Below are 17,283 nucleotides of genomic sequence, written 5' to 3'. Positions count from 1 at the left end.
TATCTCGTGTTTGCGTTGTTTTACTTACGACTTAAGCTGCGCATTTTGTATCCCATCCGTCTGGCATTGAACTTGATTACCGTGCCAGACTTCAGGTCAACTATCGGGAACTGCTATCAGGCGGACTTCAGCTTTGCGCGCAGCATATCGCGGATGTGCGGCACTGCCTTATATGGGTCGCTTGGATTGCGTTGCGTAATAATATCCTCCATACGCTCTTGTACATTCCCTAGCGCAGCTGGATGGGAGTAGATGTAGAACTGTCCATCGCTGATCGCCTTGAAGGTTTTTTCCGCAACTTCTGCCGCAGTCACTTTTCCTGACGAGACCGCTTTATCCGACATCGCTTGCGAGGCTTTTTGGCTTGCTGTCGGTGCTGATGCTTGTACGTCGTCGGGACGATTACGTTGCGACTGGCTGATGCCGGTTGGAACAAAATAAGGACATAAGACGGATGCGCCTATCGGTGCTTCGACTAGGCTTAAATCCTGGAACAAGGTTTCGGACAAGGACACGACGGCATGCTTGGAAACGTTGTACACGCCCATCGTCGGCGCGTTGAGCAAACCTGCCATGGACGCTGTGTTGACAATGTGACCTTCATAATCAAGGTCGGTCTTTGCGCATTCCAGCATCAGCGGTGTGAAGATACGCACGCCATGGATCACGCCCCATAAATTGACGCCCAATACCCATTCCCAGTCGGCTTGGGTGTTTTCCCAGATCAGCCCACCAGAACCGACACCAGCATTATTGAAGACTAAATGCACGGCGCCAAATTTTGCCATCGTGGCATCGGCCAAAGCCTGCACTTCTGCCGCATGGCGCACATCACAACGCATTGTCAGGACTTGGGCATCCATTGCCTCTAGCTCGGCTTGGACTTTATCTAATGCGTCTTGTTGCACGTCGGCCAATACCAACTTCATACCGAGCTTGGCACCGATCAGCGCAAATTCACGGCCAAATCCGCTACCACCACCAGTGATAACGGCTACTTTATTTTGAAAATTTTTCATGGGTGTCTCCAGCTATTTTTATGGAAAAAACGATTAATGCAAAAGGATCAATTAAGACTTGGTTTGCTCAAAGCTCAAGCCGGTATTACGCGTTTCATTTGGAAACCTACACGTGGAAAATGCACAGTCACGTTACCAGCGCGTTCATCATGGCGTTGCACAGCGAGCTCATTGGCGCTACATATCACCAACTCGCCCTGCACCGGGTCCAGTGCGTAATCGTTAGGCATGATGGTGACTTGCTCACCCAACGCAATGCCGTGGATATCAATAAAACTGGCTGTGACAGCAGCTGGCGTTGATGTACTGGCGAGTTCAATGGCTTCGGTACTGCGCATTTTTTCAGATTGACCGTGACCGAAGCCAGCGATTTTATCCATCCACGAAAGAATCAGAGGATGCGCATCCAGAATCCCTGCCACTGCGGGAACACGCCGGATAAACCACAAAGCGTGATACACAGAAAAATCAACGATACTCGCCTGATCACCGAGTAAATACGCTTGACCACCCGCCAACATAGCGTCCAAGCGACGCAGATACTCTTGCAATTGTCCGGTCGCCTCTGGCAGAGACATACGCGGTGCATTGGCGCGCATCGCTGCACGGTCAGCACCAAACGCCTTCATCTGTTCTGGCGTGACATCACCCAGGATGCCACTCATCGCAGCCGGCTGAAATGTGTAGGCAATCGCAGTCCAGAATAAGGTCGTATCCGCCCAATGTGCCAGCGTTTTAGACAAGCCAGCAATCGCTTCTGGATAAAGTGACGGCGTTGGTGCGAGAGTTTCCAACACATCAGCAATCAAGGCGGTATCACAATAAATATCTGCGCCGATTTGCATGATCGGCGTACGGCGATAACCGCCAGTCAACGCGACCACATCGGGCTTTGGCATGATGGACGGAATCATCACTGACTTCCAGTTCAGATTTTTAAATCCGAAAATCAGACGTATTTTTTCTGAAAACGGTGACACTGGATAGTGATGAAAAATAATATCGGACATGAACACCTCTTTTTGCGGCTATTGGAATTGGCTTTTCAAATCAAATTGCACAACAGTAGCTCTAACAATTTTCTGTGTTTTCTGCCTCTCCGCTTATGTGAGAGGCAGAAAAATTGATTAAATCCGTTAGACCCGTTACACCAACTTCACCAACTGCTTACCAAAGTTTTTACCTTTGAGCAAACCAATAAATGCCTCTGGTGCGCCAGCCAAATCTGGTGCAATCGATTCACGGAATTTGAGTTTGCCGGTAGCAACCAGCGTGCCCAGTTCTTTCAAGCCTTGTGGCCACATGTCGATATGTTCTGACACGATGAAGCCGCGTAAAGTGACACGCATGGTCAAGAATACCCGCGCGTTACGGATAGAAATTGCTTCACCGTTGTACCCGGCGATCATGCCACATAGGGCAACACGACCAAATTGATTCATGCGTGCCAGACTAGCGTCGAATACTTCACCGCCGACGTTTTCGAACACGCCGTCAATACCATCTGGCGTCGCTGCTGCGAGGTCGGCTTCTAAGTTACCGGCTTTGTAATCGATGCAGGCGTCAAAGCCTAATTCGTTGACAACATAAGCGCACTTTTCTGCGCCACCGGCGATACCGACGACACGGCAGCCCATTTGTTTAGCTAACTGGCCGACCACACTACCGACCGCGCCGCTGGCTGCGGAGACTACGACCGTCTCACCTTTTTTAGGATGAATGATTTGTGTTAGACCGTACCAGGCGGTCATCCCTGGCATACCGACAGAGCCGAGATACGCCGACAACGGAATATGCGTCGTATCGACTTTGCGCAACATGATGCCGTCGGATACGCCCATCTCTGCCCAGCCCAACATGCCAACGACTTTATCGCCGACGGCAAACTGAGGATTTTTACTCGCGACGATCTCGCCCACGGTGCCACCGATCATGGTCTCGCCAATGGCTTGTGGGACCGCGTAGCTTTTCGACTCTTCCATGCGACCACGCATATACGGATCGAGTGACATAAAGTGATTGCGGATCAAGACTTCTCCGTCTTTGATCTCTGGAACAGGGACTGTCTCCAGACGAAAGTTATCTGGCTGAACTTCCCCTTTTGGACGGGATGCGAGGACTATACGTTGATAAGTTGTTGTGCTCATGTTGATCTCATTTCATTAATTGGTTAGCGACTGCCTGAAAAGCGCGATAAGTGATGGGGTCACTTGCGCCATTGGCAGCGATGGGGTGAGAAGAAAATTTAACGATGACCATTTCGGCCACCGGATCAATGTAAATACGTTGACCATGAATACCGCGTGCTTCAAAGGTTTTGTGACTGTTATGACCTATCCACCACATATTGCGATACGAATAACCGGGGATAGTGGCGTAACCAGCTTTAGCAAATTTGGCCTGATCACCACCTTTGCGAATATCATCGATGGCAGCTTTAGGAATAATTTGCTGTCCGTTAAACTTGCCGTCCAAACGCATCATCTCGCCAAACCGTGCCATATCGCGCAAGCCAAGATTGAGACCACCACCGCCCTGCTCGGTACCAATGCTATCGACTGCAAAATAGGCGTCATTTTCTACCCCTAATTTTTGCCAGATACGTTCAGACAATAAATCCGCCAGCGATTTGCCGCTGGCACGCTTGATGATCCATGCCAGCACTTCTGCATTTACTGTTTTATAGGCGAAGGCATCGTCGTGTTGACCTTCTTTTTTCAGCTTAACCAGAAAATCATAAAAGGTTCTGGGACCATCATACGTTGGTGCTGTCGGCAACAAACCACCGGCTCTGGCGTAATCCCAAATCTCGGCTTTCGGATCGGCATAATTCTCAGAATATTGCACACCAATCGTCATATCCATGACTTGGCGCACTGTAGCATCGCCATAAGCGGACTCTTTTAATTCAGGCAGATATTTGGTCACCAGCGCAGTAGAATCCAGGCTACCTTCAACCGACATTGCTGCAGCCAAAGTACCAACAAAAGACTTGGTCACGGACATAGCGATATGCGGCAACTGCGGTTTGCTGATACCAAAGTATTTCTCATACACGATACGACCTTTGTGCATGACCAAAACGCTGTCGGTATAGGTATTGTTGAGCATATCGGCCCAGGTCGCATTGGCGCCCTTGTCATCAACAAAAGAGACTTTATCCAGATCGACCAATGCTTGCGGCAAGGGGGACGCAGCCAGCGTGCCATGCCAGACGTTTGCTGTTGGACCTAACTCACGCCCATGCGAAAACGACCAACGGGTGCGGGGAAACTGGTAGTTACTGCCGTTACTAAATTTAACGACTTTGTCTGGCGCGGGTGGGAAACCTTGCATCCAGCCTAGCGTTTTTGGATCGGTGCTGGCTGGATCAGGTAAAGCCGTTTGTGCGATTGCGGTATTGATTGCTGTTGTCATGAGTCCGCCAATGAGTAACTTCGCCGCGATTGTAAAGCCCGATGCGATTGATGATTTCTGACGCGTTCTTTGTATTCTTTTTGTTGTGGGCATGCTGTCTCCTGTTTCCATTCTGTGTTTTTACTGTTGGATTTATTAGGACCTGCTGACACTTAATTTGCTTATACCTTTGGTCTGACTTTGGTTGAACTTTGGTTGAACTTTGGTAAAGTTAATCGAGAAAATATAAGATCAATATAAAGGGGAAATTCACATACTCCCCCCGATTTTATTAAAATATGGCTTATCGTCCAATGATTATATGGACGAATAAAAATACCCCACCTCAGTATATTTATAATTCACCAACTTAAACATCTGCATCCGAATAACTATTGCGCGTCAAATCAGCGATTAACTCCCTCTTCTCCCGCTGGCAGGAGATGAGTTTTACCAATGTAGATTGACTCGCTAACCAGATATTTTTAAAAACTAAATCACTCACTCATTCACTCAGTCAGTCGCTGCCATAGAGCTTCTTCATATTTTCACCCGATTTCAAGCGGCGTAAGTATTTAAACGTACCCATTGCCTTTGCCACCAATTTGTCGCCGTTCCAGATTTCGCCTTCGCAGAAACACATGGTCGTTGACCGATGAAAAGCATGACCTCGCGCTTCGATATGGCCGCCAGTAATCCCGCCCGGTTGCAGAAAAGTCGTTTTCATCTCAACCGTGACTACGCCTTTTAAATCTTCGCACAAGGATCGTCCGGCCATTGCCATCACCACATCCAGCATGGTCATGAGTACACCGCCGTGGACGATTTGCCAGCTGTTCATATGGCGCTCGGTTAAATCTAAAGTGAGTTTGGCGTTACCCCCGTCCATCTCTAAAAATTCAACTCCAAGATCATGCAGGAAGGGATTGAGTGCAGAAGTAGGCTGCGGGATCGGAACACCATTGCTGGCAGATTCATCCTGAACCTGTGTCACGGTATGTGAATGACCTTCTGCAATTTTTTTCGACTCAGTAGTAGACAAGCTCATGCTGATCTCCGGTTATATTGTCGGGACTTAGCACAGTCACAGTGCAGCCCTCTGAGCATTTCTAAAAATGAATTATCAGAATGCAGAATACAAAACACAGCAATAAATGGAGCGACTGTGTTTGGATTGTGAACTGCATTCAATAGTCGGTTTTCAGACTCAGTTTTCAAATTGCGTGCATTAAACCGCAGAGACTCCACCATCGACTGCCAAGGTTTGACCAGTGATATGTTTACCTGCATCAGAGGCAAACAATAAGGCAACGCCTTTTAAATCTTCATCGTCACCAATACGTTGTAATGGAGCTTCTTTGGAGAGTTTTTCCTCTCCCAGATTTTCCAGAATTCCTTTCGTCATTTTGGACGGAAAAAATCCCGGTGCGACGGCATTCACAGTAATGCCATGTACGCCCCATTCACCAGCCAGAGTGCGAGTGAAATTGATGACTGCCGCTTTGGACGTATTGTAGGCAATCGTCTGCATGGTGCCGGGTCCGTTGCCCGCCAAACCAGCAATAGAGGCGACATTGATAATGCGACCGTATTTGCGAGGAATCATCGAGCGCTTGCCGACTTCTTGCGACAACAAAAAGATACTGCGGATGTTGAGGTTCATCACCTTATCCCATGCCTCAACCGGATAATCTTCTGCCGGAGCGCCCCAGGTTGCGCCAGCATTATTGATGAGGATATCAATATGACCAAGGCGCGCCAATGCCTCATCGACCAGCGGTTTTACGGTACCGTCTTTGCCCAGATCAGCAGCAATCGCGCTGGCGTCTATGCCTTTGCTTTTCAGATGCGCGACCGCCTCGTCCAGATCCGATTGTTTGCGTGAAGACAGCACCAGTTTGGCACCCTGCTCGCCCAATGCCTCTGCCATTTGTAAACCTAATCCACGAGAGCCGCCAGTGATTAAGGCGGTTTTACCTTTGAGGTCGAATAATTGTTGTGAGGTGCGTACTGTTTTCATCTTTGTCTCCGATTATTTTTAATCTATTTTTGAGCTAATATTTTTTAAAACCAGGCGTCTTGCATATCTAAAGTCGTCGTATCCAGACTCGCCAGTAAATCTAATTGTTGATGGACTTTTGGTAGTTCCCACTGATAAAAATATTTACAAGCTTGCAGTTTTCCTGCGTAGAAATTAGCGTCGTGATGGGTTTCTTTTCCAACCGACAACAGCGCTTGCTCTAACCATACCCAGGCGACGACGGTATGACCAAATGCCTCCAGATAAAGGGACGCATTTGCCAGTGTTTTATTCAAATCACCGGCAGCATATAACTGCTGTGTGACCATCGCAATGCGACGTAAAGCCAGCGACAAGGGTTGGGCATAGTCAGATAACTCCGGATGACCGGCTGCACGAGTGATTGTCGCTTGCATCTCCGCACCGAGTGCTTGTAATGCAGCGCCGTCTTGCATGACAACTTTACGTCCCAATAAATCCAGACCTTGTATGCCGTGCGTACCCTCATGAATCGGATTTAAGCGGTTGTCGCGATAGAACTGCTCCACGTTGTATTCACGCGTATAACCATATCCGCCGTGGATTTGAATCGCCAGATTATTCGCTTCCAGGCACCATTGTGAGGGCCAGGACTTAGCGATAGGCGTCAAGATATCCAGTAACAATAAGGCGTTGGCGCGTGCCGCTGGATTTGTCGCACTGCGTTCCTCATCTACCAGACGAGCGCAATATAAATTCAGTGCAAGCCCACCTTCGACATACGCTTTTTGCGCCAGCAACATCCGTTTGACATCGGTATGTTGAATGATAGGCAGTTGCGCCGTAGCAGGATCTTTGGCTTGCGGATTGCGCCCTTGCGGACGGTTTCGTGCATAGTCCAGTGAATGCAGATAGCCAGTATAACCAAGCATAACTGCACCCAGACCAACACCAATACGCGCCTCATTCATCATGTGGAACATATTAGCGAGACCTTTATGCAAGGTACCGACCAGATAGCCGATTGCGCCTGCTTTGCCTTCCGGCTTGAACTTACCTTCGCCAAAATTGAGCAAGCAATTGGTGGTGCCGCGATAGCCCATTTTATGGTTTAAGCCAGCCAGCACAACGTCATTGCGCTCACCTAATGAACCGTCTGCATTGACGAGTTTTTTAGGGACGATAAAAAGAGAAATCCCTTTAACACCTGGAATCAGTTTGCCGTTCTCATCTGGCACTTTGGCGAGTACTAGATGGATAATATTTTCCGATAATTCATGCTCGCCAGCAGAGATCCACATCTTATTACCGGTCAGGCGATAACTACCATCGGCCTGAGGTTCTGCGCGAGTGACTATATCGGACAAACTGGACCCTGCCTGCGGCTCTGACAAACACATCGTGCCAAAGAAGCGGCCTTCCAACATCGGTTTGGCGAACAGCTCAATTTGCTCTGGTGTACCGCATTTCATCAAGGTATTGGCATTGCCAATCGTCAGAAATGGATAAGACGAAGTACCAACGTTGGCACCTTTAAAGTAGGCAAAACCTGCCTTCTCGACTACGCAGGGTAATTGCATGCCGCCCAGTTCAAAATCTTGTCCCGCAGCCATCAAACCCGCTTCGCAAAACGCGTTGAGCGCCGTCTTTACCTCTGGGATGATGTGTACGACTTCACCATCAAAATGCGGCTCGTTCTGATCGTTCTTTTTATTATGCGGGGCGAATAACTCAGTGGCGATTTGCTCGCAGGTATCGAGCGCAGCATTGAAGGTTTCTCGGGTGTGGTCAGCAAAACGCTCGCGCTGATTTAAGGATTCGACATTCAGCCATTCATACAGCAAAAAATCGAGGTCGCGGCGGGGGATGATTTTTGATTGCATAGCGGATCGGATATCAGATGTTGGACGTTGGCAGGACGACGGATCGTCCTTTTAAAAAAAGCAAGACAGATTACTCCCGTCTTACTCGTCTTTATTTTTTAGGACTTACGCAAAAACGCCCCGGCTGCGTTGTAGCTCCTAGCTGTACTAAAGTACTATCTTCGTCGCTACGCCTTGCCGGGACAATTTTGCGTAGGTTCTATTTTTATACCGTGAAAGGTAGTAAAGCTAATCAGTCGCTCAGCAATTACACCACTTCAAACAAGCCAGCCGCGCCTTGACCGCCACCGATACACATGGTTACCACAACAAATTTTGCGCCACGGCGTTTACCTTCGATCAAAGCATGCCCAGTCAAACGTGCACCGGATACGCCATAAGGATGGCCTACCGCAATCGCACCACCGTTGACATTGAGTTTATCCATTGGAATACCAAGCTTGTCTGCACAATACAAAACTTGCACGGCAAAGGCTTCGTTCAATTCCCACAAGCCGATATCTTCTACTTTGAGACCCGCTTTTTTCAGTAATTTTGGAATCGCATAGACCGGACCAATACCCATTTCATCTGGCTCACAACCTGCGATGGCGAACCCACGGAAAATACCCAATGGTTGCAGACCTTTGGCTTCTGCTAATTTGCTGTTCATCAAAATCGCGACGGAGGCACCATCAGAAAATTGACTTGCGTTACCGGCAGAGATAACGCCGCCTGGCAACGCGGAACGGATTTTAGATACCGCTTCCAGCGTTGTATCTGCACGAATACCTTCATCAGAAGAGATCGTGACTTCTTTGCTGACCAACATACCAGTGGCTTTGTCAGCCACACCCATGATGGTCGTCATCGGAACGATTTCTGCATTAAATAAACCAGCGGCTTGTGCAGCGGCGGCACGCAATTGACTTTGCACACCGTATTCATCCTGGCGATCACGGCCGATGTTGTAACGCTTGGCGACGGTTTCTGCTGTCTGCAGCATTGGCCAGTAAACTTCTGGCTTGTGCTCTTTCAACCAGGTTTCAACGATCATGTGTTTATTAGCTTCGTTCTGTACGCAAGAAATTGACTCAACGCCGCCAGCAGCATAAACATCGCCCTCACCGGCAATAATACGCTGGGCTGCCAGAGCGATGGTTTGCAAGCCAGAGGAACAAAAACGATTGACTGTCATACCGGCAGTCGTGACCGGGCAACCACCGCGCAATGCGATCTGGCGGGCGATATTGCTGCCAGTTGCGCCTTCCGGTGTGGCGCATCCCATGATGACGTCTTCCACCTCGCCAGCTTCAATCTTAGCGCGTTCAATCGCAGCACTGAGGACATGACCGCCCATCGTGGCGCCATGCGTCATATTGAAAGCACCTTTCCAGGATTTTGCTAGGCCGGTACGTGCGGTGGATACGATAACTGCATCAGTCATGTGAGTCTCCTATTTAGGTAATTTTTTTAATTTGGGTAAATCGATCATTGCTACAAACTGGACATACTTAATATTCTGGACGCTTCTGCCAACTTTAAAACCGATTTAAAAACTGACTTTAAGAGTGATTTTACAATCGATAACGGGACATTATTATGCGCCCGATTGTTAGTCAATTTCGGTACCAGGCCAGGTACAAAAGCATCACGCAAAAATAACTGAATATGAGAATAGCATATTTTTAGTACGACCGTTCGCAAAAATTTTAACTTATTTTGAGCAGGTAAAACCACACAAATTCACCTTATAAACTGGTGAATACAAATTCATCCCTGTCGTCCTCGTCGTCCACATCGCCCTTCTTCGTAAGGTTCTGTAAGTTTCAAGAAAGCATGCCGTAAGTTTCAGACTGCACACTCAACCACGCTAAAAGTAAGCTTTACAAATTTTCTATTCCGTAAAGCTAGTTTTTGCTTACAACTTTAAAATAAAACAGGAGACAAGCATGGCGACAGGACCAGTAGCGTCAGGCAGTATGACGGCTGAAGAGCGTAAAGTAATTTTCGCGTCTTCCCTCGGTACTGTATTTGAATGGTACGACTTTTATCTGTATGGCTCACTCGCAGCCATCATTGCAAAACAGTTCTTTGCAGGCACCGATCCCAATACGGCATTTATTTTTGCTTTGCTGGCTTTCGCGGCTGGCTTTATCGTTCGACCTTTTGGCGCACTGGTGTTTGGCCGCTTGGGCGATATGATTGGTCGTAAATATACCTTCTTGGTCACGATCCTGATCATGGGTGGCTCAACCTTCGTCGTTGGTCTGCTACCAAATTACGCTTCAATAGGTATGGCCGCTCCGATCATCTTGGTAACTTTACGAATCTTGCAAGGTCTGGCACTCGGCGGTGAATACGGCGGCGCGGCAACCTATGTGGCAGAACATGCGCCGCATGGCAAGCGCGGTGCATTCACTGCCTGGATCCAAACCACAGCAACAATGGGGTTGTTCTTATCCTTGTTAGTAATTCTGGGCACTCGCACTGCCATAGGTGAGGATGCGTTTGCTGCCTGGGGCTGGCGCATTCCGTTTTTGGTATCCGTCATCTTACTGGGTGTTTCAGTCTGGATTCGCTTATCCATGAATGAGTCACCTGCTTTTGCCAAAATGAAAGCAGAAGGTAAGACCTCTAAAGCGCCTTTGACAGAAGCATTTGGCCAATGGAAAAACATGAAAATTGTTATTCTTGCTTTGGTTGGATTGACTATGGGACAGGCAGTAGTCTGGTACACAGGCCAATTCTATGCTTTGTTCTTTCTGACGCAAACTTTGAAAATTGATGGCGCAACGGCAAACATATTAATCGCTGCGTCCTTGTTGCTTGCCACACCATTCTTCCTCATTTTTGGATCACTCTCTGACAAAATTGGACGCAAACCTATTATCTTAGGTGGCTGTCTGATTGCTGCTTTGACTTATTTCCCAATATTTGGTGGTTTGACTCACTACGGCAATCCAGCATTAGAAAAAGCATTGCAAAATTCACCTGTTACAGTATATGCCGATCCCGCATCTTGCCAATTTCAGTTCAACTTAACTGGTCAGACTAAATTTATCTCTTCATGCGATATCGCGAAGCAAGTGCTTTCCACTAGTTCAGTAAACTACGCGAACGTCGCAGCACCTGCTGGTAGCCTGGCAGTGATTAGATTAGGTGACAAAGAAGTTCCATCGTTTAATGCTGTGCTGACTCCCGATGGACGTAATTTTGACGCCGACAGTAAAAAGAAAGAAGCCGAGTTCAAGAAAGCTGTTGCAGAAGCAATCAAAGTTGCAGGCTATCCAGCTAAAGCTGATCCGATCCCTTTTGCTTCGGGCAATTGGTGGATGATTCTTGGCCTTCTTTTCATACTAGTTCTATATGTGACGATGGTATATGGCCCGATTGCTGCAATGCTGGTAGAGATGTTCCCTACCCGTATTCGTTACACATCGATGTCATTGCCTTACCACATTGGTAACGGCTGGTTTGGCGGTTTATTGCCGACCACCGCATTTGCGCTGGTAGCTTATAAAGGTGATATTTACTACGGTCTGTGGTACCCGATCATCTTCGCTTTAATCACATTCGTAATCGGCGTCTTGTTTGTAAAAGAAACAAAAGATAACGATATTTACGCAGGGGATTAAAAAGCCTTTTGCTTAAAGAAAAAGCCGTCAATCATTTGACGGCTTTTTTATTGTCTTAGCGCACTAACACTTCTCTCTCTTTTATTTGTTGCGTCTTTAAATTTTCGCTATTAAGAAATTGAAAGGATCAATATACTCCCCTATATTTTCTCCAAATATCGCCGCTAGCCCATAATTTACCTAGACGATTAAAATATACTTACATGCAGTATCTACAATCAAAGCGAAAGTCAATGCTAAAACTCATAGTGCATCTCAAGTCTGACCTTGCCCCGCTGGCACAATAGACTGGCCTGGCTGCCAATCACTAACGACGCTTTGTCTTTGATATGACCAAACGGCAATCCCGTGATGATGGGCACCTTTACGGTTTCGCGCAGAAATTGAATCATCTGTTCAAAGTTGTAGCCATTGTCATGCGCGGCTAATTTGTATCCAGAAAAATCGCCAAATACAATCGCAGATTGCTGTTCCAATACACCAGCAAAATGCAGTTGCAACATCATGCGTTCTACCCGATAAGGATGCTCTGCGATATCTTCTACGAATAAAATACCATTGTCGATTTTGGGGAAATACGGCGTACCGGCCAGATGCGTCAGCATTGCTAAATTTCCACCCCACAGCGTCCCTGCCACATCACATTCTGGCGAAGCGTTGGTATCAAACTCAACATGATGATGCGTATTTTTGATGCAATTAAAAAAGCTCTGTAGAGTAAACTCACTCAGATCTTCACGACTAAAATCATCACACAACATCGGGCCAGAAATACTCGCTTGATGACCTTGCGATAGCAAAGCCAGATGCAGCGCATTGAAATCGCTATAGCCAACAAAGCATTTTCCGCTAGAGACTAATTTTTTATAATCCAGATGTGGCAGCAGACGCGATAAGCCGTAACTGCCACGCAAGGCCATGATGATATCGACATCAGGATTGTCAGCCGCGTCATGCAATTGCGCTGCGCGTTGACTATCAGTGCCACCAAAACGCTGGAATTTTTTATCTGGCTGATAGTAGTTATAAACCTCAAATCCGCGATCTCGTAGGACTTGCAAGCCACGCACTACGCCTGGCTCATCATTCGCACAACCACTGGCAGCGACAATAGCAATGCCTGGTTTGCGTGAATCTTGCTTGGAGTCCGAATTGTTTTTGCGAGTAAAAATAGTCATATGCGATAAATCTGCCGGTCTGACGATCAGTTGATGGGAATTAGAGTTGACGTTGAAATTCTAATCAAAATTCTGGTTGGGATATAGCATAAAGTTCTGATCGGATGCAGAGCAAACATTAGAGTTTCAACCAGTTTTAGAGGCGATCTACCGATCCATTTTCGGGCAATAAACATCACAACAAATATCCTATACTCCCCACCATTTATAGAAAATATGCCCTAATGCGCAATGATTATATGGACGATCGATATATACTTACCACAAGTATATTTATTCACATCACATTTCACCTAAGCAATTCACTGAACTAATCTTAGTCCTCGATCTTAAGCATCAATCACAGGCGTTTTCTTCTGAGCGGCTCTTCGGCTGGCAAAAAAATCTTTGAGTAAGTTACTGCAATTGTCTGCCATTAGCCCGCCAGTAACGCTGGTATGGTGATTGAGTTTTTCTTGCTCGAACAAATTCAGTACCGAGCCGCAAGCACCGGTTTTTAGATCGCTAGCACCAAAAATGACTCGCGCCAAGCGTGCATGCATCATGGCACCAGCGCACATGACGCAGGGCTCTAAGGTGACATAGAGCTCGCAACCTGGCAGCCGATAATTACCCAAAATCTGGGCACCAGCGCGTAAAGCCATGATTTCTGCATGTGCGGTCGGATCGTGTTTGCCGATTGGATGGTTGTAACCGACAGAGATGACTTCACCGTCTTTGACCAATACGGCACCAACTGGCACTTCGCCCAAATCCCAGGCAACTTGCGCCTGAATTAATGCGAGTTGCATAAAATCAGTGTCACTGCTTGCTTGCGCGCTGGCAGTTAGGATCGAGGTCACGAGAAATGAGCAGTGTGTGAATTTGGCTTAGCCGTCAATCTCGGCCCAGCAATTGGGTGTTTCGTAGAGCGTTACTTTGGTGAGCGATAAAGTACGTCCGTAACGATCATGATAGACATCTTTGAGGATGTCGAAAGCGATTTTCGCCAGATTTTCTACCGTCGGGACGCGATCAATGACCACAGTTTTGTGATTGGGCATACTTTCCAAAAACTGTCTGACAACGGTATCTTTTTCGTACACGATAAATGCGTGATCCCAGAGATCGACCAAATATTGATTTGCCAGCGCTTTAATGTCGCTAAAATCCATAATCATGCCATTGTCGGACTCACCATCTTTTTCCACCACTTCACCGGTCAATGTGATGAGCAAAGTGTAGCGATGCCCGTGCAAATTACGGCATTGACTGTTGTGATCAGGAATCCGATGTCCGGTATCGAATTCGACTTTTCTTGTGATGGTGAGCATGTAAGGCCTAAACTAAGATAACTGAAGATGACAAAAATTACGGTATTTGAAGAAGTTTGTGGGTTTGTAAACTGAGCTTCCAATGCGGATGTTGCTTGCAGAATTCGACAGCGATTTTCAAATTCTTGGCTTGTTGCGGGCCGTCCATCGCTTGCACAAAGTAATGCTGAAAATCTAATGCTGCATATGCCTGCATATTTTGTCCCAGTTGCGGGATCACGACTTTGAGTTCATTGCCTTTGCGTACCAGCAGTTCAGCACCCATTTTAGGGCTGACACAAATCCAGTCGACGCCTTCCGGGACTGGCAGTGTGCCATTGGTTTCAATCGCGATTTCAAAACCAACTGCATGCATGGCGGTGATTAATTCAGTATCTAACTGCAATAAAGGCTCGCCGCCTGTGAAAACGACATATTTGTTTGCGGCATAGTCTTGCGGCCATAGGTTATTGATCGTCGCTGCCAGCTCTGGCGCCTGTTTAAACTTGCCGCCGCGCTCGCCATCGGTTCCGACAAAATCGGTGTCACAAAACTGGCAAATCGCCGTTGCCCGGTCTTCTTCTCTGCCCGTCCACAAATTGCAACCGGCAAAACGACAAAAAACCGCAGGGCGACCAGCATGATTGCCTTCGCCCTGTAGCGTATAAAAAATTTCTTTGATGCTGTAAGTCACAAAACTACTCGCTCACTTTTATTCAGTTATTCCCATTCAATTGTTTCCAAGGCCTGCAAACCCGCATGAATACAGGCTTTCTCTGTATGGGACATCTAATTTACCGTCATATTTACCGTCAAAAAACAAACGCTTTGACTGGCGCGGGAGATGCACTCGGTTTGTGCGGCGACTACTCTTCCACATCAATCATCAACTATCGAGGGGGTCTGGAAGCCCATCGGAGTCATTGCATCCTACGTTTTTCCACTCAAGGACAAGTATAAAGCAACGATTTCTCATTACCAAACGCTATACATCGAGCGTATTCCAACCCATGAAACCCAAGGTCAAAGGCATGCCTGCGCCAACAACTCTCTTCTTGGCGCGGCCCATGGCGACTTTCACGATTGAATTTTTACTGTTACATTTTACGCTGAATTCGTCTCCCAGGGGGAAACAAGCTTGCCGCTGGATATCGTTAGTGTTATATTTACTGCGCATTACGTTTCCTTTAGGGGCGCAAATTGAGCGTAAAATATCACTTGCAAACAAAGACGCTAGGCCCACGGGCAGCGCAGCTCTTCACTGAGCTGAATGAACTGCGCCGGTCTACGTTCACGCTGGCGGATGTCGGCTCGATCACCGGCTTGACGGCTGCTGCTGCCCGCAATCTCGTGCACAAGGCTCAGCAGCGAGGCTTGGTGACGCGACTGAAGCCCGGTTTGTACAACCTCGTCCCCTTCGAACTCGGCCGGGCCACTGAGCACATCGACAGCCCGTACCTGATCGCGCGTGAACTCGCCGGTGCCGCGCCCTACTTCCTGTCGCACGGCACCGCGCTTGAACTGCACCGCATGGTGACGCAGCCGAACTTCACCGTGTATGTGTCATGTACGCGGCGCGTGCGTCCGCAGACGGTCGGCGGCTATGACTTCCGGTTTGTCCACATCACTGCGGAACAAGAATTCGGGGTCATGAAGCACTGGATCGACAAAGAGCGCTTCGTGATGATCAGCGACATGGAGCGCACGATCATCGACGGGCTTCGGCACCCGGCATTTGTCGGTGGCATTACCGAAGTCGCCAAGGGCTTATGGATGAAGCGCGACGTACTGAAAGTCGAACGGCTAGTGGACTACGCACGACGCCTCGGCGTCGGCGCCATCGTGCGCCGCCTCGGCTACCTGCTGGAACACTATGGCCTCGCCGATGCGTCGGCGCTGGAACCATTGCTCGGCATGCTGACGGCAACGTACCAGCGCCTTGATCCACTACTCCCCCCCGAAGGGGCATTCCTCTCACGTTGGCGGCTCCAGCTCAACGTGACTCCTGAAGAACTCGATACCGTAAGGCTTGGCTAATGATTCCACAACGCAATATCTCCCTGATCTCGAACACGCTGATGAGCGCCGGCGGGCGGCGCATTCCCGAGGCCGTTATCGAACGCGATTACGTGCTGGCTTGGTTCCTGACCGGTCTGGCCGGTCATCCGCTGCGCGAGGTACTGGCATTCAAAGGTGGCACGGCCCTGCGACGTTGCTGGTTTGAGGACTATCGGTTTTCGGAAGACCTGGACTTCACATTGACCCGTCCGATCACCCTTGAAGAAATTCTGGCAGGGTTAGCCGAAATCTTTGCGGCAGTTGAGGCCGCCTGCGGCTTGCGAATCGCATTCGACCGCGAAGACCGCCACAGCCACCAGAACAGCCACACGTTTTATCTGCGCTACCAGGGGCCACTGCCCGCTGCAAACGACGTGAAGGTTGATATCACGATCACCGAAGTCCTGTGCTTCCCGCTGCAAGATCGCCCGATTCATCGCATCTACGATAGCTTTGACGATTTACCCGAAGGGCCAACCTTGAGGGTCTATGCCATCAAGGAAATCGTGGTTGAAAAGCTGCTGGCATTGAGCGACCGGGCGCGCAATGAACCGCGCGACTTGTACGACCTCTGGTATCTGTTCGGTTCTACGGACTTGCGCGTAGCGGAAATGCGCGTCGAACTTGATGCCAAGTTGGCGCTGCGGCAGCGCGTCGTCGCAGGCATGGAGCAGGCAATCGCCGCCAAGGAAGATCGTCTGCGGCGACTCTGGACTGCCCGCCTCGCGCACCAGATGAACCAACTGCCGCCGTTCGATGACGTTTTTCGGGAAGTGCTGCGGGCCGTTCGCGCCGCCGACTTGCCGAAGGCGGCCGGCTGATCGATTATCGGCGTGCCGAT

At 48.5% G+C, this 17,283-nt stretch carries 16 protein-coding genes; 3 read left to right on the top strand and 13 right to left on the bottom strand.

Going from position 1 to position 17,283, the window contains the following annotated elements; genetic code table 11:
- Window positions 1–116: 116 nt before the first annotated feature.
- From RGU72_RS03415 to RGU72_RS03380, 8 genes are all read right to left on the bottom strand, one after another.
- A complete protein-coding gene (locus RGU72_RS03415; protein ID WP_322118389.1) occupies window positions 117–1,019 on the bottom strand; it encodes an SDR family oxidoreductase in 903 nt (300 codons plus the stop codon).
- Window positions 1,020–1,093: 74 nt separating this feature from the next.
- Window positions 1,094–2,029, bottom strand: a complete 936-nt coding sequence (locus RGU72_RS03410) for a glutathione S-transferase family protein (RefSeq protein ID WP_322118388.1) — start codon at window positions 2,027–2,029, stop codon at window positions 1,094–1,096.
- Between the two features lie 135 nt (window positions 2,030–2,164).
- On the bottom strand, window positions 2,165–3,166 hold the full coding sequence (locus tag RGU72_RS03405; protein WP_322118387.1) for an NADP-dependent oxidoreductase: 1,002 nt from the start codon (window positions 3,164–3,166) through the stop codon (window positions 2,165–2,167).
- 7 nt (window positions 3,167–3,173) lie between these two features.
- Window positions 3,174–4,436, bottom strand: coding sequence for a serine hydrolase (locus RGU72_RS03400; protein ID WP_322121558.1), 1,263 nt, complete (start codon window positions 4,434–4,436; stop codon window positions 3,174–3,176).
- Window positions 4,437–4,932: 496 nt separating this feature from the next.
- On the bottom strand, window positions 4,933–5,463 hold the full coding sequence (locus tag RGU72_RS03395; protein WP_322118386.1) for a PaaI family thioesterase: 531 nt from the start codon (window positions 5,461–5,463) through the stop codon (window positions 4,933–4,935).
- 180 nt (window positions 5,464–5,643) lie between these two features.
- The gene (locus RGU72_RS03390; RefSeq protein WP_322118385.1) at window positions 5,644–6,435 is read right to left on the bottom strand and encodes an SDR family oxidoreductase; all 792 of its coding nucleotides are present in this window, start codon (window positions 6,433–6,435) and stop codon (window positions 5,644–5,646) included.
- Between the two features lie 44 nt (window positions 6,436–6,479).
- A complete protein-coding gene (locus RGU72_RS03385; protein WP_322118384.1) occupies window positions 6,480–8,297 on the bottom strand; it encodes an acyl-CoA dehydrogenase in 1,818 nt (605 codons plus the stop codon).
- 247 nt (window positions 8,298–8,544) lie between these two features.
- Complete coding sequence (locus RGU72_RS03380; protein WP_322118383.1) at window positions 8,545–9,723, bottom strand: acetyl-CoA C-acyltransferase; 1,179 nt, start codon at window positions 9,721–9,723, stop codon at window positions 8,545–8,547.
- Window positions 9,724–10,228: 505 nt separating this feature from the next.
- On the opposite strand from RGU72_RS03380, the gene RGU72_RS03375 reads away from it, so the two are divergent.
- On the top strand, window positions 10,229–11,914 hold the full coding sequence (locus RGU72_RS03375; RefSeq protein WP_322118382.1) for an MFS transporter: 1,686 nt from the start codon (window positions 10,229–10,231) through the stop codon (window positions 11,912–11,914).
- Window positions 11,915–12,150: 236 nt separating this feature from the next.
- On the opposite strand, the gene ldcA is transcribed toward RGU72_RS03375, so the two are convergent.
- The 5 genes from ldcA to RGU72_RS03350 form a co-directional block, all read right to left on the bottom strand.
- On the bottom strand, window positions 12,151–13,092 hold the full coding sequence (gene ldcA / locus RGU72_RS03370) for a muramoyltetrapeptide carboxypeptidase (protein WP_322118381.1): 942 nt from the start codon (window positions 13,090–13,092) through the stop codon (window positions 12,151–12,153).
- Window positions 13,093–13,421: 329 nt separating this feature from the next.
- Window positions 13,422–13,934, bottom strand: coding sequence for a tRNA adenosine(34) deaminase TadA (tadA, locus tag RGU72_RS03365; RefSeq protein WP_322118380.1), 513 nt, complete (start codon window positions 13,932–13,934; stop codon window positions 13,422–13,424).
- Between the two features lie 27 nt (window positions 13,935–13,961).
- Window positions 13,962–14,405 carry a 6-carboxytetrahydropterin synthase QueD gene (queD, locus tag RGU72_RS03360; RefSeq protein ID WP_322118379.1) on the bottom strand — a complete coding sequence of 148 codons (444 nt, stop codon included), beginning with the start codon at window positions 14,403–14,405 and terminating at the stop codon, window positions 13,962–13,964.
- A 37-nt stretch (window positions 14,406–14,442) separates the two neighbouring features.
- Window positions 14,443–15,078: a 7-carboxy-7-deazaguanine synthase gene (gene queE / locus RGU72_RS03355; protein WP_322118378.1), complete on the bottom strand. Its 636-nt coding sequence runs from the start codon at window positions 15,076–15,078 to the stop codon at window positions 14,443–14,445.
- Between the two features lie 291 nt (window positions 15,079–15,369).
- Window positions 15,370–15,561, bottom strand: coding sequence for a hypothetical protein (locus RGU72_RS03350; RefSeq protein WP_322118377.1), 192 nt, complete (start codon window positions 15,559–15,561; stop codon window positions 15,370–15,372).
- A gap of 23 nt (window positions 15,562–15,584) precedes the next feature.
- On the opposite strand from RGU72_RS03350, the gene RGU72_RS03345 reads away from it, so the two are divergent.
- Both RGU72_RS03345 and RGU72_RS03340 read left to right on the top strand, forming a co-directional pair.
- Entirely contained in the window at window positions 15,585–16,421 is an 837-nt protein-coding gene (locus tag RGU72_RS03345; RefSeq protein WP_322118376.1) for a type IV toxin-antitoxin system AbiEi family antitoxin domain-containing protein, read from the top strand.
- On the top strand, window positions 16,421–17,263 hold the full coding sequence (locus RGU72_RS03340; protein WP_322118375.1) for a nucleotidyl transferase AbiEii/AbiGii toxin family protein: 843 nt from the start codon (window positions 16,421–16,423) through the stop codon (window positions 17,261–17,263). Before RGU72_RS03345 ends, RGU72_RS03340 begins: the two co-directional genes overlap by 1 nt.
- The last annotated feature ends 20 nt before the right edge of the window (window positions 17,264–17,283 follow it).

Origin of the sequence: Undibacterium sp. 5I1 (assembly GCF_034314085.1) — a bacterium.
Taxonomy (GTDB): Bacteria; Pseudomonadota; Gammaproteobacteria; order Burkholderiales; family Burkholderiaceae_D; genus Undibacterium.
This window is presented reverse-complemented; position numbering and strand designations above follow the sequence as displayed.

What these genes read in the sequence shown, in the direction of transcription:
- RGU72_RS03415 (WP_322118389.1), bottom strand. Translation starts at nt 1,019, where the DNA reads ATGAAAAATTTTCAAAATAAAGTAGCCGTTATCACTGGTGGTGGTAGC.
- RGU72_RS03410 (WP_322118388.1), bottom strand. Translation starts at nt 2,029, where the DNA reads ATGTCCGATATTATTTTTCATCACTATCCAGTGTCACCGTTTTCAGAA.
- RGU72_RS03405 (WP_322118387.1), bottom strand. Translation starts at nt 3,166, where the DNA reads ATGAGCACAACAACTTATCAACGTATAGTCCTCGCATCCCGTCCAAAA.
- RGU72_RS03400 (WP_322121558.1), bottom strand. Translation starts at nt 4,436, where the DNA reads ATGACAACAGCAATCAATACCGCAATCGCACAAACGGCTTTACCTGAT.
- RGU72_RS03395 (WP_322118386.1), bottom strand. Translation starts at nt 5,463, where the DNA reads ATGAGCTTGTCTACTACTGAGTCGAAAAAAATTGCAGAAGGTCATTCA.
- RGU72_RS03390 (WP_322118385.1), bottom strand. Translation starts at nt 6,435, where the DNA reads ATGAAAACAGTACGCACCTCACAACAATTATTCGACCTCAAAGGTAAA.
- RGU72_RS03385 (WP_322118384.1), bottom strand. Translation starts at nt 8,297, where the DNA reads ATGCAATCAAAAATCATCCCCCGCCGCGACCTCGATTTTTTGCTGTAT.
- RGU72_RS03380 (WP_322118383.1), bottom strand. Translation starts at nt 9,723, where the DNA reads ATGACTGATGCAGTTATCGTATCCACCGCACGTACCGGCCTAGCAAAA.
- RGU72_RS03375 (WP_322118382.1), top strand. Translation starts at nt 10,229, where the DNA reads ATGGCGACAGGACCAGTAGCGTCAGGCAGTATGACGGCTGAAGAGCGT.
- ldcA (WP_322118381.1), bottom strand. Translation starts at nt 13,092, where the DNA reads ATGACTATTTTTACTCGCAAAAACAATTCGGACTCCAAGCAAGATTCA.
- queD (WP_322118379.1), bottom strand. Translation starts at nt 14,405, where the DNA reads ATGCTCACCATCACAAGAAAAGTCGAATTCGATACCGGACATCGGATT.
- RGU72_RS03350 (WP_322118377.1), bottom strand. Translation starts at nt 15,561, where the DNA reads ATGCGCAGTAAATATAACACTAACGATATCCAGCGGCAAGCTTGTTTC.
- RGU72_RS03340 (WP_322118375.1), top strand. Translation starts at nt 16,421, where the DNA reads ATGATTCCACAACGCAATATCTCCCTGATCTCGAACACGCTGATGAGC.